This is a genomic window from Bacillus sp. FSL M8-0350, from assembly GCF_038593345.1.
Taxonomy (GTDB): Bacteria; Bacillota; Bacilli; order Bacillales; family Bacillaceae; genus Bacillus; species Bacillus safensis.
In genome coordinates this window covers 1,706,857-1,724,943 of sequence record NZ_CP151985.1, presented here as the reverse complement: position 1 = coordinate 1,724,943, position 18,087 = coordinate 1,706,857, and the positions used below count along the sequence as shown (strand labels likewise).

Genomic DNA, 18,087 nt, shown 5'->3' with positions numbered 1-18,087 from the left:
TGCACCTAAAAATCAGGAGGATCAATGATGAAGAAATTCTTTGTATTCATTTTTACTTGTCTCATTATGCTAACAGCTTGCCTTGCAGTAGCGCAGCATCTAATGAAAAACAGCTCACGACAGCCAATATTATTGAAGCTTTTAAAAATGCTGGCCTTGAAGCAGAAGAAAAACCATCTGCTCTTAAACAAAAAGAGTTTGGAAATATAAGAGAAGATGGAAAAAGAATTCTTATTCCTTCCTTAGGTGAAAATGCTGGTGGAAGGATTTTTAAATTCGGAAATGAATTGATAATAGATTAGAAGATCTTGATCCTCTTCCAATCTATCTATTTCTCATTCAACTTCCGCTTTCAAAATCTCTGCGTCTGGAACGCTGAATTGCCAAATCATTTTATACCATTCATTTATTTTCACAACTATAAAGACTAAGATAATTAGAGCACTTGCACACAGGCAAATAATTTACTACGTAACAGTTTACTGAAAGTGAAATTGATTTATTTTATAAAATTATGAAAGAGTTTGCTTATTGGATACAACGAATGTATAAGATTTTCTTGACAAATTATTGTTTGGGTTCTAGAATTTTATAGTTTAAACATTTTTTATTATATAAAGGAGTCCTAACTATTATGGTTATTTTAAGGAATGTTCAACTTGATGATTTAGATGAGTTATTAGTTATTGAAAATGAGGGTTTTTCCACAGAAGAGGCCGCTACAAAAGAAGCTATAATTGAGAGGATTCGATTAATAAATGATACTTTTATTGTCGCAGAAAAAGAAGGTAATATTGTCGGCTATATTAATGGACCTGTTATTAATCAACCTTATATTACAGATGATCTTTTTGAAGAAATTAAGGAAAATACCTCAAAAGGTGGATACCAAAGCATCTTAGGATTGGTCGTCTCAAAATCAGCTAGAAACCAAAGGATAGCAAAATTATTAGTAGAGAAAATGGAAGAACTAGTTAAAGAAAATAGGAGAGAAGGAATTACTTTAACTTGTAAGAAAGAATTGATTCCCTTTTATGAAAAACTTGGTTTTAAAAATCATGGAAGATCACACTCGCAACACGGTGGATTCACTTGGTACAATCTACTTAAATTAAGAAAAGATATGCCTTGAAGTTTTCAATCTACAATTACGCTTTATTTCATTATAAAAAAGAGCTGTATAGGTTCCCTTAAATTTATAACGTACTACGGTTAAAATAAAGAGCCTCTCAAAAATGACAGAGGCTCTTTATTTTAATTACAGCAATAATTAGACCACCTAAAGCTATAGCGCTAAGATAAAGCGCACCATTTAATAAAAATTCACCATTGAGTAAAATCGGAATATGATCCGAAAAACCCACTCTGCTTCGCATGAGCCTAAACTCATATTTTGGTTAGGACCAAATTCATTGTTATGTTCATTTTTGACCAAAACAAAACCCCCTGAAGCCAATGGCTCCAAGGGGTTTTTATTATTAATACTGAGACATATACTGATCGCGTTCCCATGGGTGTACTTGGGTGCGGAACATATCCCATTCGATTTCTTTTGATTCGATGAAGTGCTCGAATAGGTGATCGCCTAGTGCGTTGATCATGACTTCGTTTGATTTCAGCAGCTCGAGTGCTTCTGCAAGTGTTGCAGGAAGGTCAGAGATGCCGTTTTCAAGACGCTCTTCTTTGTCCATGACATAGATGTTTCTGTCGATTGGTGCTGGTGCTTCTAGTTTGTTTTTGATTCCGTCTAGTCCTGCTGCAAGTAATACGCTTAGTGCAAGGTATGGGTTTGCAGATGGGTCTACGCTGCGCACTTCTACGCGTGTGCTGATGCCGCGTGAGGCCGGGATACGGATCAATGGGCTGCGGTTTTGTGCACTCCATGCCACATAGCAAGGTGCTTCATAGCCAGGTACAAGACGCTTGTATGAGTTAACCGTTGGGTTTGTGACTGCGGTAAAGCTTGTTGCGTGCTTGACGATACCTGCGATAAAGTGTCTAGCCGTCTCGCTTAATTGTAAATCTGCTTTTTCATCAAAGAATGCGTTTTTACCATTTTTGAATAATGATAGGTTACAGTGCATTCCAGATCCGTTTACACCGAACAATGGTTTTGGCATGAATGTCGCATGAAGACCATGCTTTCTCGCAATGGTTTTAACTACAAGTTTAAACGTTTGAATGTCGTCACAAGAACGGATTGCGCCTGCATATTTGAAATCAATTTCGTGCTGCCCTGGTGCTACTTCGTGGTGAGATGCTTCAATTTCAAAGCCCATTTCTTCAAGCTCAAGCACGATGTCGCGTCGGCAGTTTTCGCCTAGATCTGTTGGTGCAAGGTCAAAGTATCCGCCTTTATCGTTTAGTTCAAGCGTTGGCTCGCCTTTTTCATCTAATTTAAATAAGAAGAATTCTGGCTCAGGTCCAAGGTTGAAATCACTAAATCCTAGTTCTTCCATTTCCTTTAAGATACGCTTTAAGTTGTTACGCGGGTCTCCATCAAATGGTGTCCCGTCTGGCTTATAAATGTCACAAATAAAGCGTGCAACTTTACCTTTTTCTGCTGTCCAAGGGAAAATAACAAATGTGTTTAGATCTGGGTATAGATACATATCTGATTCTTCGATACGTACGAATCCTTCAATAGATGAACCGTCAAACATACATTTGTTATCGAGAGCTTTTTCTAACTGGCTCACAGGAATCTCAACATTTTTAATCGTTCCGAGAATGTCTGTAAATTGCAGACGGATGTACTTTACGTTTTCCTCATTTACTAATTTTACGATATCTTCTCTTGTGTACTTTGCCATTTCGTAAAACTCCTCCCCTACAAAAGGTAAAATGTGTATAGCAATGCTTTTGCTAATTGGTTAACGGAAGAACCTTGACATATCCCCCTGCCTAAAGGTCGTTCCTTGTTGGAAACGTCCAGCCTGAATGAGTTCCTTCTTCAGTAGCTTCCTGAGTTCATCATCTGTCAAGTTGTGCTTCGCTGTGGTTTTTTCCTCCGTCTTTGTATCAGACGATGGATTTTCTGCCTCAGCTTTGGCAAAAAGCTTTTTGATTCCTGCCATGTTTACACCTTGTTCGATGAGGTTTTTAATTTCTAGTAATTTATCAACATCATGAAAAGAAAATAATCGGCGGTTTCCATCACTTCTTGCTGGAAATACTAAACCATTTTCCTCATAATAGCGAATTTGTCTTGCAGATAATTCTGTTAGCTGCATGACAATCCCAATTGGGAATAAAGGCATTGAGCGGCGAATGTTATCACTCATCTCAACTGTCTCCTCCTCTTTGCTTAAATTTATTATATGTCATGTTATATTATGTGTCAACAAGATGTTAGGAATATTAACATGGTTTTTTTTATTGAGCAGGTACTTCAATAAAACCTTGTTCCAATAAGGCATCGACAGCACTGCAAATCGCATTTTTCACATGGGCATACGTGAGTCCGCCTTGAACATAGGCAGTATAAGGCGGTCTGATCGGACCATCGGCTGATAATTCGATACTGGCTCCTTGTACAAATGTGCCCGCTGCCATAATGACATCATCCTCGTAGCCCGGCATATAGCTTGCATGTGGTGTGACGTGACTGTTAATCGGAGAGGCATACTGGATTGCCTGACAGAACGCAATCATTTTTTTAGGATCTCCAAATTCAACTGATTGAATCAAATCCGTTCTTTTCGCATTCCACGCTGGGTTTGTTTGGAATCCGAGCTTCTCAAGAAAACGAGCCGTAAATACTGCGCCTTTTAAGCTTTGTGCCACAACATGCGGCGCCAAGAAAAAGCCTTGATACATTTCCTGAAGCGCATACAGCGATGCACCCGCTTCACTGCCGATGCCTGGAGATGTCATTCTATAAGAGCAAGCTTCTACCCATTTTTCTTTTCCAACGATGTAGCCGCCTGTTTTGGCAAGGCCTCCGCCTGGGTTTTTAATGAGTGAACCGGCCATGAGGTCAGCTCCGACATGACATGGCTCTTTTAATTCAGTAAATTCACCATAACAGTTATCTACAAACACAATGATTTCTTCATTCATCTCTTTCACAAATGAAATCATTTGCTCAATTTCTTCTATAGTAAAGGATGGTCTTGACGCATAGCCTTTTGAACGCTGAATGCCGATGACTTTTGTTTTAGAGGAAATCGACTCTTTAACTTTCTCATAATCAACGGATCCATCTTGTCGTAAATCAATGGCTTTGTAGTCAATCTGGAAGTCTTTTAATGAGCCTGTCCCTTCTTTCCCGCGAATCCCGACAATTTCTTCTAGCGTATCGTATGGTTTTCCCGTCATATAGATCAATTCATCGCCAGGTCTCAGCACACCAAATAAGGCAATGGAAATTGCGTGTGTACCGGAAATAATCTGCGGACGCACAAGCCCGCTTTCTCCGCCGAAGACATCCGCATAAATCTTTTCTAATGTGTCTCTCCCCATATCATCGTAGCCATATCCAGTCGTCGGATTAAAGTGAGAGTCACTGACTTTGTGCTTTCGATAGCTTTCAAGCACCCGCCACTCATTTTGTTCGCTCTTTTGATCAATTTGCTGATGCACGTGTAAAATCTCTTGTTCTGTTTCTGCTGCTGCTTTTTCTAAAATACTGCCGTGTTTTAATGTGTGAAACATCTTGATTTAATTCCTTTCCAACATATACTTCTTGATTTGACCTAAAATGGTCTGATCCTCACCACTATATCCGGTGATGTCATATATCTCTGCTTCTTTTTGAAATTCTAGTGATTCCACAAGCGTTTCTGATTTTAATGCGGAGATGAGCTTCCCTTCATACGCTGGAATCTTTACATGATATGGCTTTAAAAAGGCTTTTTTCAGCTCGGCCATAATATCCGCTTTTAACCTTTTTACATCTTCTTTGCGCTTAGCACTGATTAAGATGTGACGATGCTTTGAAGATGGGATGAAATCTGGTCTGATTTGATCTTCCTTGTTATAAACAGTCAGCATCGGAATACGGTCGGCTTCTAATTCTTCTAAAAGCTCATGAACCGTTCGTTCGTGCCCTTCATAATCCTCATTAGAAGAGTCGATGACATGAAGCAAATAATCGGCTTCCTTCACTTCTTCAAGGGTGGAACGAAATGCGGCAATCAGTGTGGTCGGAAGGTCTTGGATAAAGCCAACTGTATCTGAAATCAGCACACTGTAGCCGGATTCTAATGTCATCTTACGTGTCATTGGATCAAGTGTCGCAAACAGCAGATCCTCTTCATGACTATCCGCTTCTGTTAACTGGTTAAACAAAGTTGATTTTCCGGCATTCGTATACCCGACGATGGCAATTTGGAACACACCATTTTTCTTCCGGCGTTCCCGGTATCTTGTTCGGTGTTCTTTGACTGCAGATAACTGCCCGTTAATTTCGTGAATGCGGTTTCGAATATGGCGTCTGTCTGTTTCAAGTTTTGTTTCACCTGGACCTCTTGCGCCAATTCCGCCCCCTTGTCTTGAGAGGCTGATCCCTTGTCCACTTAGTCTCGGCAAGGCATACTGAAGCTGGGCAAGCTCTATTTGCAGCTTCCCCTCTCTTGTACGGGCTCTTTTTGCAAAGATATCTAAAATCAATTGCGTACGATCAATAATTTTCACATCTAAAGCAGTCGCCAAAGCTTTTAGCTGGCTTGGAGAAAGCTCGTCATTAAAAATAACGACATCACATTCGAGTTCCTCGCAAAGCACTTCAAGTTCTTCTACTTTCCCTTTACCGATATACGTTGCACTGTCTTGTCTATTTCTCTTCTGCGTCATCACGCTGACAGCTTCACCGCCAGCCGTTTTGGTTAAGGAAGCTAATTCTTCCATTGAGTATTGAAAGCGTTCATCCGTTACATGCGGCAATTGGCAGCCGACAAGGATCGCTTTTTCAGTCATTTCATGTTCATTCAACGTTAGTTGTTTCCTTTCTGTACTTAAGTTTTCAGTAGTACCATCATACCAAACACATCACACGTATACCACTATTCGGATGGTTTATTTTAGTGACTCTTTATAAAAAGGATACGCCATTTCAAGAAGGCGTATCCTCTTTCATTTGAAGATCGTGACTTTTAATGGTCAGCAGATCTTTTTTATCATAATGATCCACAAGAAGCAGTCTCATCGCCTGGGTTCGTATGGCTTTTTCAATGGTGTTTCGCACAAACCGGCCGTTGCTGAATTTTGCCGGGCTTGTGGTACTTTTAATGTGCATTAAATAATCCCGCAGCTTCCATTCAGCTTCTTGTGTAAATACATATTCTCTGTCCGCCATCATTCGTTTTGCAATATCCATGAGCTGATCGACTGTATAATCAGGAAAGCTGATATTGATTGGAAATCTTGATTGCAGGCCGGGGTTTAAAGAAAGAAAATGCTCCATTTCCTTGGAGTAGCCAGCAAGAATGAGAATGAATTCGTGCTGTTTGTCCTCCATATGTTTTACAAGGGTATCAATCGCCTCTTTTCCAAAATCCTTTTCTCCTCCGCGTGCAAGAGAATAGGCTTCGTCAATGAACAAAATACCACCTAATGATTTTTTAATTAAATCCCTTGTTTTTTGCGCTGTATGACCAATGTACTCTCCAACAAGATCACCGCGTTCTGCTTCAATTAAGTGACCCTTTGAGAGCACATTCATTTCAAAGAAAAGTTTCCCGACAAGTCTTGCAACTGTGGTTTTTCCTGTTCCAGGATTTCCTTTGAACATCATATGAAGCGCTTGTTTTCCTACCTTTAACCCTTGTTCCTGCCGTTTTTGATTAACAAAAATCCAAGCATAAATCTCTTTTATGTTTCGTTTCATTTCATCCATACCGACAAGGCTGTTCATTTCACGCTCTATTTCCCGTAAGATGCTGTGTTTTGCCTCATTTTTCTGCAAGGCTTCCAGGTATTCTGCCTCTGAGTCTGCATCAACCAATACTTGCTTTTGTCCGTTAAGTATAATATTGATTTGGCCGTTGTTTTTATATGTGACAGCTCGCTCCAACGTATTCACCTCTCGCTCTTCTCTCTTTATTCTATTCGGGTGGAGCTGTAATCGTGACAATCGCCCGCTTAAGCCCAAGTTTGCTGTCAAAATGACCCGAGATACCGAATATTGTAGGGATTTCTGCGGTTTCCCAGGAAATGATGTGCTATTTCCATTGTATTCACCCCGTTTGGGCGGACAAACCAACAATTTGCTTTTTCTTAGAAAAATGTAGCTTTTTGATCACAAATGATGCAGAAAAGAGTCTCAATGATTTCCGCATTTTGTACAGGCAATTCTTCTATTTTCTCATAAAATAAAGACGAGGTGATGAATAGATGGTGAAAATTTTTATTGATCCTGGCCACGGAGGAACAGATTCTGGAGCTAGTGCTAATGGACTTTTGGAGAAAAATATAACACTTCAAATCGCGCTTTTATTGAGAGACATGTTGATTAGTGAATATGATGGGGTTTCTGTCCGCTTAAGTCGTTCAACTGACCAATCCGTCACTTTGTCCCAGCGTACGAATGCGGCAAACAGCTGGGGGGCAGACTATTTCGTGTCTATTCATATTAATGCTGGCGGGGGCACAGGGTTTGAAAGCTATGTGTATCCTGGCGTTTCAGCACCGACCACCACGTATCGCAATGCCCTTCATGATGAAATTGTCCGCTCGGTTGATTTTGCGAACCGCGGCAAGAAAACTGCGAACTTCCACGTTCTTCGAGAAACTTCTATGCCCGCTATTTTAACAGAGAATGGTTTTATTGATACGGCAGCTGATGCTAATAAGCTCCGCAACGCAACCTTCCTTCAAGGCATCGCTCGCGCTCATGCGACTGGTCTAGAAGAAGCCTTTCAATTGAAAAAAAAAGCAAGTAATCTTTATAAAGTGCAGGCAGGAGCTTTCAAAGTGAAAGCCAATGCAGATGAATTAGCAGCAACACTTAAATCCAAAGGCTTTGACGCGTTTGTTGTATTAGACGGCGGCATGTTCCGAGTACAGGCCGGCGCTTTCCGTACAAAACAAAATGCAGATGACCTCGTCGCAAGATTGAAGCAGGCCGGTCACGACGCATTCGTTTTCCAATAAGCTGTAGCTGTTGTAACGAAACAAACCGGCTCAAGTCTTCTGCTGAGCCGGTTTGTTGTGTATTCATTTACGCTAGGATGTTGACAACAAATTGAGACCATGTTTCAAGACGGTCGAAGTATTCAGGCTTTTTCAAATCGGCTGCTTTCATCCATTTTCCTGAGATTTGATCTGTTTCTTTTACTTCCACATGAGCACCCGGAGATAGCTCAAGCGCTGATAACAGTCCGATGTGCACACGGCCGACACTGTTGTCATCGTCATTGATTAATCCAAGGGTTTTCATTTCAAGTTTGTCTTCTTCTTGAATAGAAAGTTCTTCGTCCAGCTCACGATCTGTATTTTCTTTTAGAATCTCAGCAAAGTTTTTTCCTTCGATGAAATTCATATGCCCCCCAAAGCCAAGAGATAACTTATGATGTAAGCGAGTCTCTCCCCCGCCTTGAAGTCTTTCGTATACATACACTTCGTCCTCACGCTTAATCACAACATAAGGAATCGGCTGCTTGAAGTCAGGATTTTCTTCTGCATCGCCTCTTCGCATTTGCTCGAAGTGCTCTTCGATTTCTTTCATTATTGTGCTGATTGTTTTCTCTTCACTGTTCACACCATTAAACGCAAGTGTTTCGTTTTGGAACACGCGTGCGCGTGGTGCAACTAAAATGATTTCGTCCATTTTTCCCATGTTCGGTAACCTCCAGTATGTAACACATTGTTAGAAATGGCAAAAAGCCAAAACGAGTGATGCGTTTTGACTTTTACGCTTTCCTTATGATTCATCTCCAAAGAAGAAGTCGTCATCTTTTAACGGCTCAACTGTTGCTTTTTTGTAGCCGTTCCCTTTCATTGAGAAGAAGTCATGCGACTTTGTTTTTGTATTGAGTCCATTCAATACAATAGGGTTGATCTCTTCTTCTTCAAAGTAAGGGGCAAATCCAAGGTTCATTAACGCTTTATTGGCATTGTAACGAATGAACTTTTTCACATCATGCGATAAATTGACTTGGTCATAAATATCTTCAGTGTAATGAAGTTCATTTTCATAAAGCTCGTTTAAAAGGTCAATAGAGAAATCATACAGCTCTTTTTGCACGTCAGGTGTTTGTTTGTTGTAAATTTCTTGTGCTAATAATCCAACGTACACACCATGAATCGCTTCATCACGCAAAATTAAGTTGATGATTTCACCACTTTGCATGAGCTTTCCTTGTCCATAGAAATAAAGCGGGTAGTAAAAACCACTATAAAATAGGAAGCTTTCTAAATAAACAGAAGCAACCATTGCTTTAAAGAGAGAAATAGGATCGTCCTTTTGAATCGAACGGTATAAACTGACAATCATATCTGCTTTCTTTTGCAGGAATTTATTCTTCTTGACCCATTCAAACACTTCACTGATCGTTTCAGTTGGTGCAAGTGTCATGAAGATATTGGAGTATGATTTCGCATGCACCGCATTTTCCATCATTGCCATAAAGTTGAGTACAGCTTTACGCTGATGGCCGTCCACATGTTCAGCAACAATCGGCATCCCTGTATTTCCTTGTTCTGTATCAAGTAAAGTCAGTCCAGCAAGTACCTTCATGTACGTATCTCGCTCTTTTTCACCTAAATATTTCCATGTTAAGAGATCTCCGTTTAAGGAAATCTCTTCTGGAAGCCAGAACTGCTTCACATTTTGGTTGTAAAACATTTGTGTAAAATCGTCTTCGTGTTTTGACCAGTTGGCTGCATCATAAATTTTTGTCACGTTAAACTCTCCTTTAATCAAACAACACAAGAAAGACAGCCTTCCTGCCCTGTATCCTTCGTTCTTGCATAATAAAGTGTCTTAATGCCTTTATGGTGTGCATAAAGATCGATGCGGTTTAAATCACGCGTTGTCATCGTATCTTTTAAGAATAGTGTAAAGCTGATTCCTTGATCGACGTGCTGCTGAATCGTTGCGATCATATCGACCACTTTAAACATGTCCATATCGTACGCTTCTTTATAGAAGAACCAGTTTTGTGCTGAAAGACCTGGCATTGGGTAATAGGTTTTGCTGTTGCCGTATGTTCTTTCTTCGATACGTTCCATAATTGGCATCACAGAGGCTGTTGCCGATTGAACATAAGAAATGGAACCTGTTGGTGCAATACATAAACGATAGCTGTGATACATGCCATGTTCCGCTACAAATTCTTTGAGTGCGGCCCAGTCTTCTTTTGTTGGAATGTGCATACCTTCAAATAGCGCTGCTGCTTTTTCTGTTTTTGGTGTGAAATCATTCTCCACGTATTTATTGAAGTACTCACCAGTTGCATAGCCAGAGCCTTCATAACGATGGAATGTTTCTCCTTTTTCTTTCGCAAGCTCACTTGAGCGTTTAATCGAATAATAGTTCACCATCATAAAGAACGTATTTGCGAAATCTCTTGCTTCTTCACTTTCATAGGCAATTTGGTTTTGAGCTAAATACCCGTGAAGATTCATCGCACCGAGTCCGATTGACTTCATCGCTTTGTTCGCTTTTCGAACAGCTGGTGCATTGCGAATGTCTGTTGTTTCAGACACAAGCGTTAGTGAGTCTGTTGCAAGCTTAACCGTTTTTTCAATCGATTTGTTTTTCATGACATTCATGATATTTAATGAACCAAGGTTACAAGAAATATCAAGACCGATTTCATCTTCTTGATCATAGTCCGTGTAAGAAGAAACCTCTGAAGCCTGAAGCACTTCTGAGCAAAGGTTTGAGAATTTCACTCGTGAAATATGGTTCAAGGCATGCTCTCTGTTTACATTATCTTGGAACATGATATATGGATAGCCTGATTCTGAGCGTAGAACAGCCAATTTTTCAAGAAGCTTTCTCGGATTGACTTTTTCTTTTTTGACTTTCGGGTTTTCTACAAGCTCGTCATACATTTCTTCCATGTCCATCTCATCAAGATGCTGTCCATATTCTTTATAGACTGTATGCGGATAGAAGGTATAAGCTGTTTTATCTTCTCTAGCAAGCTCGATAAATTTATCCGGGATGACGACTCCGATGGACAGAGTTTTCACGCGAACATCTTCATCGGCAGAGATTTTTTTCGTATCTAAGAAATCATTGATATCTCTGTGGAAAATATTCAAGTAGGCACTGCCTGATCCTTGTCTTTGCCCCATTTGATCTGCATATCTGAATGCATTATCAAGAAGCTTCATCACGCCGACGACACCTTTTGTCGCGTTTTCGACATCTTTGATTGCTTCGCCTTTTGCACGAAGTTTTGACAGGTTCAAACTGACGCCGCCGCCTAGTTTTGACAGCTGCATGGAAATATCAATCGCTCTTGAAATATCGTTTAGTGAGTCATTTACTTCAAGCAAGAAGCAGCTCACAAGTTCACCGCGTCTTTTACGTCCAGCGTTCAAGAAGGTTGGTGTACTTGGCTGGTACTCTTGATTGATCATCAGTTCTACAAACTCAAGTGCTTTTTCTTTATCCCCACCTGCAAAGAAAAGTGCTACAACTGAAATGCGGTCTTCATAGCGTTCAAGGATTTTCTTTTTATCATTTGTTTTCAGTGCATAGTCATTGTAAAACTTAAACGCACTCATAAATGATGGGAATCTAAATTTTTTGGCATATGCAGCTTCAAAGACTTCTTTAATATCTGCCATGCTGTATTGTCTTAAAAATTCTTCCTCATAGTAGTCGTTTTCTATTAAGTAATCAATCTTCTCTTCTAGATTGTGAAAAAAGACCGTGTTTTGATTAATGTAATCTACGAAATAACTATGTACAGCTTCTTTGTCCTTATCGAACTGAAACTTTCCTTCTTTTTGAATCATAATCTCGTTATTTAATTGTATCCACTTTGGAACCTGATTTTGTGACAATTCTTTCTACCTCCTGTGTAAACAATTCAACATCCCTTTTTGTTCCGCTTAGTTCAAAGGTGTGCAAAATAGGAACTTGATATTGTTTAGAAATCGTATCGGCGCTTTTTGCAAAATTATCTCCCCACACTTTGTTGCCACTCACCGCAACACCTAGTAAAAGGTGAGCATTTTTCTCTAAAAAGGACTGAGTGGTACTAGGGACTTGTCCAAATCCTGTCGTAAAGGTGACGAGAATAAACGGCGTATCCAAAAACTCTTCTCCAGTCAATTTTCGTTTGTCTGTAAAAGGGGTCTTGTCCAAAAAGCGTTGAACATTTCCTGTTTTTGAATCAAATACGATTTGAATCAATTCCATCACGACCTAGTTTTTAGTATTGTTGATCATTTCGCTATTCACTATATATAGTATACTATGTTTTTTCAAAACACAACATATAGATGTTCGAAACGAAAAAAATCAACCAACCCGGCCGAACTTCATAGCCGAACTCGTACGTTCAAATAAATAGAGCAGAACAGGATCTAAAAATAGACTGCTCTACTCCCTATTCAACTGAAACCGAAATCTATCATAACACGAAAAAAAATCGCTTAGTAGACTAGACTTTTTGTTTTATTTTTTGTAGGCATCGCACTGTAAATCTTCTGACACTTCTGTAATTTCCACTTCAACACCTAATTCTTTTAGCACCGCTTCAAGCGCAGAGACGATTGAAGCTTCTCTCACTAATTCTTTCCCATTTACAGAAACACTCGTTCCATATTCGAAACAGGAATCGTCTTCACAAGTTTGTTCCCAATGATTAATTTTAATTTTATGTGTCATGAACTCATCCTTTTCTGTCTAGATGTCTGATGCATGATTATAGTGTAGCGGCTTCACATTCATTTGTAAATTTACGTGCTTACTCTTCTTCATCAAGGTCATCATCATATTCTTCTTCGTCCCATTCATCTATGTATTTCGTTGTAACGAGAGTCAGCTCTCCTTCTTTTTCATCAAACCGGTACACATGTACTTGATCATCTTTCACAACAGCAAAATGATTATTTTTTAGTGCAGCAGATGATGGTAAAACTCCATCTGCATTTTCATGAGAATGGTTATTCCAACTTTCTTGTCTCGTTTCAATGTTTGAGATAGCGCACGATCCAAACAAGACAACAATTCCAATCAAAAGGAGGATCACTCTAATCCTTCTTAATTCAAGCTCTGCATTTTCCATATGAATCCCCTCACCCTTCTAATATCCAATAAGGAATTATACGGAAAATTGGCAGAAAAGTTTCATTGCATACAAAATAGCCCCTCTGCACTGACAAAAAACGTAGCGGGTTCCGGCCGGTTTATTCGCAGAGGCATGGGGCTATTTTAAATACAACATATCCTATTCTAATTCTAGATTTACATTCTTTTGAGGTGCAAATGTAGAAATGGCGTGTTTATAAATAAGCTGCTGCTTCCCTTCTGTTTCAAGCAGCACCGTGAAATTGTCAAACCCTTTCACTTGACCGCGAAGCTGAAAGCCATTCAGCAAGAATACTGTGACAAATGTATTGTCTTTGCGGATCTGATTCAAAAACTGCTCCTGAATATTAATCGGTTTCATGTTTCGTCCTCCTTGATTCTGATAACTACAGTTTCGCTTTAAGTCCAAGCTTTCCTGCTATATATGCGAAAATTTCCTCTTTTTTGTCTGAAAAGTGGCAAGGCGGTGTCATATCAAACCAAGTGACCGCCATTTTATTACGGAACCACGTGAACTGACGCTTCGCATATCTACGGGAATTTTGCTTTAATTGCTGGATGGCTTCATCAAGTGAGCAGTCACCTTGAAAATAGGCATACAGCTCTTTATAACCAATGGCTTGAACAGACTGACAATCCTTCAAGCCAGATTGATAAAGTGCTCTCACTTCTTCAATTAAGCCCTCATCTATCATCATATCAATTCTTTGATGAATGCGCTCGTACAAAACCTCTCGATCCATTTTCAGCCCAATGAAGGCTGTATCATAAAGAGGAACTTCTTGATGCCCGTTTTGCATCTCAGACATTTTCTGACCTGTTGTATGAATCACTTCCAGCGCCCGGATCACGCGGCGGACGTTATTTGGATGAATAGCGTTTGCCGCATCAGGATCTACTGCCTTTAGCTTTTCGTGCAGCAAAAGCGCGCCGTGCTGCTGTTCAAAGAGCGTCATTTCTTCTCTAAAAGCAGGATCACTTTTCTCATCCGTAAATGTGTAATCATATAAAACAGATTGGATATAGAGGCCTGTTCCGCCGACAATCATTGGCGTTTTCCCTCTAGCGGCAATCTCTTTGATCTTCGAACGAACCAGCTGCTGAAATTCAGCTGTCGAAAAAGATTCGTCCGGCTGTTTAATATCAATTAAATGGTGCGGGATGCCATTCATTTCTTCGGGGGTGATTTTAGCTGTTCCGATATCCATCCCTTTATAAATCTGCATCGAATCCCCGCTGATAATCTCTCCATTAAATGCTTTGGCTATATCAATGCTCAATTTGGTTTTGCCGACAGCTGTCGGCCCTACTAACACGATTACTGGCTGCTTCGATTTATTCATAACATCACTCACTTTTACAAAACTGCCTACAGTATAGCATAACTTTTCTTACTCTCCTATATCCTGCCCATCACCAGCCAAGCGGTTCATTTCCAACCACCTCATATGTTTTTCCTTTTAAACGATGCTTATGGGTTGGCCGCTTCTCATCTGGACTATAGACGACACCTCCGTATGGGATGGGTACAGAATCGAGATAGGCTGAATAGGTGACTTCCTCGATCTCGTGATAATGTGTTCCATCCACTCTCGGAATTGCAGGCCCTGTGACCCCGTAGTACCTGTGGAAATGCCCTCTTTCAAAGGAGGTGATTCCGCGATAAAAATGAGTATGCCGGTCGGTATTGCTTCCATTCACAGGCTGAGAAATACCTTCTATTAAATGATAATGCCCCTCTGTTACATCCGTACGTGCTTTATATGCATGAGCATGCGGCGGACACTTTGCCCAATCAGATGGATACAGGCCCATTTCTAACATTCCTCCTTATATTAGGCGTTCACCCAAACATCTGTAGGCTGCTGGAATACACTGATGTCAGTTACAGTGATTTTATGAGAAAGGAGCCTTTTATTATGAATTATTTTGACGCACCTCCGTTTATTCAAGAAGACATGAGAAGACCTTTTGGATTTGGGTTTGGCCGACCTGGTTTTGGATTTGGGAGACCCGGTTTTGGATTTGGCCGCCCAGGCTTTGGCTTTGGAAGACCTTTCTTTGGACCTCCATTTTTAGGTGGTTTTGCTGGCGGTCTGCTTGCTGGATCTTTGCTTGCTCCAGGGTTTGGATATCCTTATCCGCCATTCCCGCCATATGGACCATACCCTTGGTATTAAATATGACGTTTAAGTGAAAACATCCGTTCATAAAATGAATCGATTGACACACTCTTTTTTCATGGGTTAACATTTACTTTACCGACTGTTCAGTAAAGTAGGTGTTTTTTTTATGTCTAAAACCAAAAAAGAGCAAATTTTTGACGCGGCTGCCAGCACAATTCTAAAAGAAGGAGTCAGCCAACTCACCCTTCAGCAGGTGGCAGAGCATGCAAATATGACCAAAGCTGGTCTGCTTTATCATTTTTCAAGCAAGGAAGAGCTCATCCAAAAAATGAATGAGCATGCGATTCTTTGTTTTCGTCAGCAGCTCGAGACGTATCAAGAAACATACAAACACGAAAAAGCGCCTTATGTACGCGCATATATATTGGCCACATTACATGATTTAGATATGCAGCATACGACCCAGCTATGTACAAGTATGCTGGCTACGATGTCATTTGATGATGCGCTGCTGCAACCTTGGCGTGATTTTTATGCGGAGTTCAAAGAAAAAGCAGCTGAGGAAATAAGCGATCCTGCACTGAGTCAGCTGATCCGCCTTGCATGTGATGGGATATGGTTTTCAGAAATGTTTCAGCTTGAACCGCTGAAAAGAGAGGAAAAAACCCTTTTACTTCATCGGATTTTACACCTATTAGAGGAGGGATGATCATGATCCTCGGATATCTTTTTTTGGCTGTTGCCATTTTTTCAGAAGCCATTGGCGCCGTGATGTTAAAATTATCAAATGGCTTTACGCGCTGGAAGCCTAGCGCTGCCGTTGTGGCTGGCTATACACTTGCTTTTTATATGCTGTCATTGACGCTGAACATCATTCCACTTAGCATGTCTTATGCAACATGGTCTGGGGTTGGTACGGTCCTCACGGCTATTTTTGGCGTGCTCTTTTTCAAAGAAACCTTGAACAAAAAAGCAGTCATTGGCATGGCGATGCTTGTCTCAGGGGTCGTACTATTGAATATGTCATAAAGGATGTGAGAGATCATGAAAGGAATGCTCTACTTAACAGGAGCCATTTTAACGGAGGTTTTTGGCAGTACAATGCTGAAGCTTTCACAAGGCTTTACGCAGCTGCTGCCGAGTATCGGGGTACTGATCGGATTTGGCTGCGCCTTTACTTTCCTCAGTTTGGCACTAAAAACCATTGAGCTTTCGTCTGCCTATGCAACCTGGTCTGGCGTTGGAACAGCCCTTACCGCTCTTGTAGGACTTGTGCTGTTTAACGAAACCATCAGCACGAAAGGCTTCATCGGCCTTGCACTTGTCATCTGCGGCGTGATTGTCTTAAATCAGTCCAAGAAGCAACAGAACGAAACCAAAGCACAACTCGATCAAACCGAATGGACGTCATAAAAAAAGTCATTTTCTCCATATTTCAAGAGAAAATGACTTTTTTGTTTTTAACGGCCGACTTGAATGGTTTCTTCTAAAGAAATGTTCACATTCCCCTGAACAGCTCTTGAGATCATACATGAGCTTTCGGCTTTATGCGCAAGCTTACGAGCAAGCTCAATTTCATGTGCAGAAGCGGACTCTTTAAGGGTGATGACAGGTCGATGAATAATTTCCTCATAAGTAAACACACCATTTGTCACATCTACGACGGCTTCAGAGCTCATCGATAGATCCTCTTTCTCTAATTGACTCCGCTCCATCATGGCTGCAAGTGTAATGATATAACACGTAGCCGCTGCACCTAAGAGCATCTCATCTGGATTGGTTCCAACACCAGGACCGTCCATTTCCTTTGGAATCGAAATCTTTGTTTTTAATTGTTCACATGCGATTGTACCCACATCGTTACGCAGACCAGGCCAGCTTGCCTGAAGATGAAAATGATGACGCGCCATATCCGTCTCTCCTTTTGTTATCACTGTTCATAGTGTAACAAGAATTCCCCTGCTTGTCTTAGCATGTGCACGGCCCTTATGTATATTCTTCATCCAGCACTGTCCGAATCGCCCTGACATAACGATAGAATGTTTCGTTTTTTGTACTTGACCGCCTCCGAAAATCGAAACTGTCAAATAAAGCTTCACGCTGACTTCTACTAATCTCAAGCTGCACACTCTGCCCTGTTTTTGTAAGATTATTAATATTATGATTGCTTGTCCCGCTCAGGGTTGCGTGTGCGACAGCTAGTTCAGCAGAAAACCCGTTCCGCTCTAATGAGTTGACAATTTTCTCTGCACGATCGTAATCTGTTCCACCGACGAGAGTATGGTCAATTCCTTCCTCGCCTTTGTATCCATGCACTGCTAAAATGTAATCATGTGCTTTTGCCTGCGCGACGCCGATTGGCTCATCAAAGTTTGTACTTGTAATATGAAGTTCTGATGCATTCTCTCTTAGACCTTCAAATAAATACGTCGAAAAATCGTTGTCAAAAAAATGGACGATCTCGCTCACGCCGCCTTCGATCCTCCCGCCATGAGGTGACATCACAAGAAGGCGGCTGCCGGGCACTGGGTTGGCTGTAATGTTATAGCTGCTCGTTGATTCGTTTTCTTCAAGTTCTTTAAAATTTCGATAAATATCATTTGAACCGCTTTCGTCTTCCCCACCTGATGACACTGGCTCATCATGTTCCTGTGCTTGCATGGTATAATAAACGCCCCATCCGATCGCAAGCAGGAGAAGCAAAGCAAAAAACTTCTTCATTCCCGTTCTCCTTTAACAGATTTC

23 protein-coding genes and 1 pseudogene are annotated in these 18,087 nt (G+C 40.7%); 7 read left to right on the top strand and 17 right to left on the bottom strand.

What is annotated here, in order from left to right; genetic code table 11:
• The first annotated feature begins 56 nt into the window (after window positions 1-56).
• Complete coding sequence (locus tag NSS80_RS08745) at window positions 57-302, top strand: hypothetical protein (protein WP_241770687.1); 246 nt, start codon at window positions 57-59, stop codon at window positions 300-302.
• A 36-nt stretch (window positions 303-338) separates the two neighbouring features.
• On the opposite strand, the pseudogene NSS80_RS08740 reads toward NSS80_RS08745, so the two are convergent.
• A pseudogene (locus tag NSS80_RS08740) lies at window positions 339-437 on the bottom strand (hypothetical protein); the annotation flags it as partial.
• Between the two features lie 197 nt (window positions 438-634).
• On the opposite strand from NSS80_RS08740, the gene NSS80_RS08735 reads away from it, so the two are divergent.
• Window positions 635-1,132 carry a GNAT family N-acetyltransferase gene (locus tag NSS80_RS08735; RefSeq protein WP_252050451.1) on the top strand — a complete coding sequence of 166 codons (498 nt, stop codon included), beginning with the start codon at window positions 635-637 and terminating at the stop codon, window positions 1,130-1,132.
• A 346-nt stretch (window positions 1,133-1,478) separates the two neighbouring features.
• Here NSS80_RS08735 and glnA read toward each other — a convergent pair whose 3' ends face one another.
• The 5 genes from glnA to spoVK all read right to left on the bottom strand — a co-directional run bounded on the left by glnA (window position 1,479) and on the right by spoVK (window position 7,015).
• The gene (glnA, locus tag NSS80_RS08730; RefSeq protein ID WP_024427046.1) at window positions 1,479-2,813 is read right to left on the bottom strand and encodes a type I glutamate--ammonia ligase; all 1,335 of its coding nucleotides are present in this window, start codon (window positions 2,811-2,813) and stop codon (window positions 1,479-1,481) included.
• Between the two features lie 60 nt (window positions 2,814-2,873).
• Window positions 2,874-3,284 carry a MerR family transcriptional regulator gene (locus tag NSS80_RS08725; protein WP_267586338.1) on the bottom strand — a complete coding sequence of 137 codons (411 nt, stop codon included), beginning with the start codon at window positions 3,282-3,284 and terminating at the stop codon, window positions 2,874-2,876.
• A gap of 91 nt (window positions 3,285-3,375) precedes the next feature.
• On the bottom strand, window positions 3,376-4,656 hold the full coding sequence (locus tag NSS80_RS08720) for an aminotransferase class I/II-fold pyridoxal phosphate-dependent enzyme (RefSeq protein ID WP_034281939.1): 1,281 nt from the start codon (window positions 4,654-4,656) through the stop codon (window positions 3,376-3,378).
• A 6-nt stretch (window positions 4,657-4,662) separates the two neighbouring features.
• Window positions 4,663-5,934, bottom strand: coding sequence for a GTPase HflX (hflX, locus tag NSS80_RS08715; RefSeq protein WP_317222033.1), 1,272 nt, complete (start codon window positions 5,932-5,934; stop codon window positions 4,663-4,665).
• A gap of 121 nt (window positions 5,935-6,055) precedes the next feature.
• The gene (gene spoVK / locus NSS80_RS08710; protein WP_048239875.1) at window positions 6,056-7,015 is read right to left on the bottom strand and encodes a stage V sporulation protein K; all 960 of its coding nucleotides are present in this window, start codon (window positions 7,013-7,015) and stop codon (window positions 6,056-6,058) included.
• Window positions 7,016-7,335: 320 nt separating this feature from the next.
• Here spoVK and NSS80_RS08705 point away from each other — a divergent pair, with 320 nt between their 5' ends.
• Window positions 7,336-8,094: an N-acetylmuramoyl-L-alanine amidase gene (locus NSS80_RS08705; protein WP_176967420.1), complete on the top strand. Its 759-nt coding sequence runs from the start codon at window positions 7,336-7,338 to the stop codon at window positions 8,092-8,094.
• 67 nt (window positions 8,095-8,161) lie between these two features.
• On the opposite strand, the gene NSS80_RS08700 is transcribed toward NSS80_RS08705, so the two are convergent.
• From NSS80_RS08700 to NSS80_RS08660, 9 genes are all read right to left on the bottom strand, one after another.
• Window positions 8,162-8,779: a hypothetical protein gene (locus NSS80_RS08700; RefSeq protein WP_024424084.1), complete on the bottom strand. Its 618-nt coding sequence runs from the start codon at window positions 8,777-8,779 to the stop codon at window positions 8,162-8,164.
• Window positions 8,780-8,863: 84 nt separating this feature from the next.
• Complete coding sequence (gene nrdF / locus NSS80_RS08695; protein WP_024424085.1) at window positions 8,864-9,844, bottom strand: class 1b ribonucleoside-diphosphate reductase subunit beta; 981 nt, start codon at window positions 9,842-9,844, stop codon at window positions 8,864-8,866.
• Between the two features lie 17 nt (window positions 9,845-9,861).
• A complete protein-coding gene (gene nrdE, locus NSS80_RS08690) occupies window positions 9,862-11,964 on the bottom strand; it encodes a class 1b ribonucleoside-diphosphate reductase subunit alpha (RefSeq protein WP_024424086.1) in 2,103 nt (700 codons plus the stop codon).
• Window positions 11,924-12,316, bottom strand: coding sequence for a class Ib ribonucleoside-diphosphate reductase assembly flavoprotein NrdI (gene nrdI / locus NSS80_RS08685; protein WP_008360380.1), 393 nt, complete (start codon window positions 12,314-12,316; stop codon window positions 11,924-11,926). The genes nrdE and nrdI overlap by 41 nt, the downstream gene beginning before the upstream one ends.
• Window positions 12,317-12,580: 264 nt before the next feature.
• A complete protein-coding gene (locus NSS80_RS08680) occupies window positions 12,581-12,793 on the bottom strand; it encodes a hypothetical protein (protein WP_003212415.1) in 213 nt (70 codons plus the stop codon).
• 79 nt (window positions 12,794-12,872) lie between these two features.
• Window positions 12,873-13,193 (bottom strand): YmzC family protein, encoded by a 321-nt coding sequence (locus NSS80_RS08675; protein ID WP_101677166.1) that lies wholly within the window; start codon window positions 13,191-13,193, stop codon window positions 12,873-12,875.
• Window positions 13,194-13,355: 162 nt separating this feature from the next.
• Window positions 13,356-13,577, bottom strand: a complete 222-nt coding sequence (gene hfq / locus NSS80_RS08670) for an RNA chaperone Hfq (protein ID WP_024424088.1) — start codon at window positions 13,575-13,577, stop codon at window positions 13,356-13,358.
• Window positions 13,578-13,602: 25 nt separating this feature from the next.
• Window positions 13,603-14,559, bottom strand: coding sequence for a tRNA (adenosine(37)-N6)-dimethylallyltransferase MiaA (miaA, locus tag NSS80_RS08665; protein WP_101677167.1), 957 nt, complete (start codon window positions 14,557-14,559; stop codon window positions 13,603-13,605).
• A gap of 70 nt (window positions 14,560-14,629) precedes the next feature.
• The gene (locus NSS80_RS08660) at window positions 14,630-15,031 is read right to left on the bottom strand and encodes a YmaF family protein (RefSeq protein WP_034281930.1); all 402 of its coding nucleotides are present in this window, start codon (window positions 15,029-15,031) and stop codon (window positions 14,630-14,632) included.
• 104 nt (window positions 15,032-15,135) lie between these two features.
• On the opposite strand from NSS80_RS08660, the gene NSS80_RS08655 reads away from it, so the two are divergent.
• The 4 genes from NSS80_RS08655 (at window position 15,136) to NSS80_RS08640 (ending at window position 16,755) form a co-directional block, all read left to right on the top strand.
• The gene (locus NSS80_RS08655) at window positions 15,136-15,396 is read left to right on the top strand and encodes a hypothetical protein (protein ID WP_041117464.1); all 261 of its coding nucleotides are present in this window, start codon (window positions 15,136-15,138) and stop codon (window positions 15,394-15,396) included.
• Between the two features lie 112 nt (window positions 15,397-15,508).
• Window positions 15,509-16,051, top strand: a complete 543-nt coding sequence (locus tag NSS80_RS08650) for a TetR/AcrR family transcriptional regulator (RefSeq protein ID WP_041117462.1) — start codon at window positions 15,509-15,511, stop codon at window positions 16,049-16,051.
• Between the two features lie 2 nt (window positions 16,052-16,053).
• Window positions 16,054-16,371, top strand: a complete 318-nt coding sequence (locus NSS80_RS08645) for a multidrug efflux SMR transporter (RefSeq protein WP_211042656.1) — start codon at window positions 16,054-16,056, stop codon at window positions 16,369-16,371.
• 15 nt (window positions 16,372-16,386) lie between these two features.
• Window positions 16,387-16,755 (top strand): multidrug efflux SMR transporter, encoded by a 369-nt coding sequence (locus NSS80_RS08640; RefSeq protein ID WP_034281925.1) that lies wholly within the window; start codon window positions 16,387-16,389, stop codon window positions 16,753-16,755.
• Window positions 16,756-16,802: 47 nt separating this feature from the next.
• On the opposite strand, the gene NSS80_RS08635 is transcribed toward NSS80_RS08640, so the two are convergent.
• Both NSS80_RS08635 and NSS80_RS08630 read right to left on the bottom strand, forming a co-directional pair.
• On the bottom strand, window positions 16,803-17,252 hold the full coding sequence (locus tag NSS80_RS08635) for an OsmC family protein (protein ID WP_034281924.1): 450 nt from the start codon (window positions 17,250-17,252) through the stop codon (window positions 16,803-16,805).
• 76 nt (window positions 17,253-17,328) lie between these two features.
• Window positions 17,329-18,063, bottom strand: coding sequence for a poly-gamma-glutamate hydrolase family protein (locus NSS80_RS08630; protein WP_024427035.1), 735 nt, complete (start codon window positions 18,061-18,063; stop codon window positions 17,329-17,331).
• Between the last annotated feature and the right edge of the window lie 24 nt (window positions 18,064-18,087).

Bases quoted from the DNA above. Each gene is read 5' to 3' on its own strand.
- NSS80_RS08735 (WP_252050451.1), top strand. From the start codon at position 635: ATGGTTATTTTAAGGAATGTTCAACTTGATGATTTAGATGAGTTATTA.
- glnA (WP_024427046.1), bottom strand. From the start codon at position 2,813: ATGGCAAAGTACACAAGAGAAGATATCGTAAAATTAGTAAATGAGGAA.
- NSS80_RS08725 (WP_267586338.1), bottom strand. From the start codon at position 3,284: ATGAGTGATAACATTCGCCGCTCAATGCCTTTATTCCCAATTGGGATT.
- NSS80_RS08720 (WP_034281939.1), bottom strand. From the start codon at position 4,656: ATGTTTCACACATTAAAACACGGCAGTATTTTAGAAAAAGCAGCAGCA.
- NSS80_RS08705 (WP_176967420.1), top strand. From the start codon at position 7,336: ATGGTGAAAATTTTTATTGATCCTGGCCACGGAGGAACAGATTCTGGA.
- NSS80_RS08700 (WP_024424084.1), bottom strand. From the start codon at position 8,779: ATGGGAAAAATGGACGAAATCATTTTAGTTGCACCACGCGCACGCGTG.
- NSS80_RS08680 (WP_003212415.1), bottom strand. From the start codon at position 12,793: ATGACACATAAAATTAAAATTAATCATTGGGAACAAACTTGTGAAGAC.
- NSS80_RS08675 (WP_101677166.1), bottom strand. From the start codon at position 13,193: ATGGAAAATGCAGAGCTTGAATTAAGAAGGATTAGAGTGATCCTCCTT.
- hfq (WP_024424088.1), bottom strand. From the start codon at position 13,577: ATGAAACCGATTAATATTCAGGAGCAGTTTTTGAATCAGATCCGCAAA.
- miaA (WP_101677167.1), bottom strand. From the start codon at position 14,559: ATGAATAAATCGAAGCAGCCAGTAATCGTGTTAGTAGGGCCGACAGCT.
- NSS80_RS08660 (WP_034281930.1), bottom strand. From the start codon at position 15,031: ATGGGCCTGTATCCATCTGATTGGGCAAAGTGTCCGCCGCATGCTCAT.
- NSS80_RS08655 (WP_041117464.1), top strand. From the start codon at position 15,136: ATGAATTATTTTGACGCACCTCCGTTTATTCAAGAAGACATGAGAAGA.
- NSS80_RS08650 (WP_041117462.1), top strand. From the start codon at position 15,509: ATGTCTAAAACCAAAAAAGAGCAAATTTTTGACGCGGCTGCCAGCACA.
- NSS80_RS08645 (WP_211042656.1), top strand. From the start codon at position 16,054: ATGATCCTCGGATATCTTTTTTTGGCTGTTGCCATTTTTTCAGAAGCC.
- NSS80_RS08640 (WP_034281925.1), top strand. From the start codon at position 16,387: ATGAAAGGAATGCTCTACTTAACAGGAGCCATTTTAACGGAGGTTTTT.
- NSS80_RS08635 (WP_034281924.1), bottom strand. From the start codon at position 17,252: ATGGCGCGTCATCATTTTCATCTTCAGGCAAGCTGGCCTGGTCTGCGT.
- NSS80_RS08630 (WP_024427035.1), bottom strand. From the start codon at position 18,063: ATGAAGAAGTTTTTTGCTTTGCTTCTCCTGCTTGCGATCGGATGGGGC.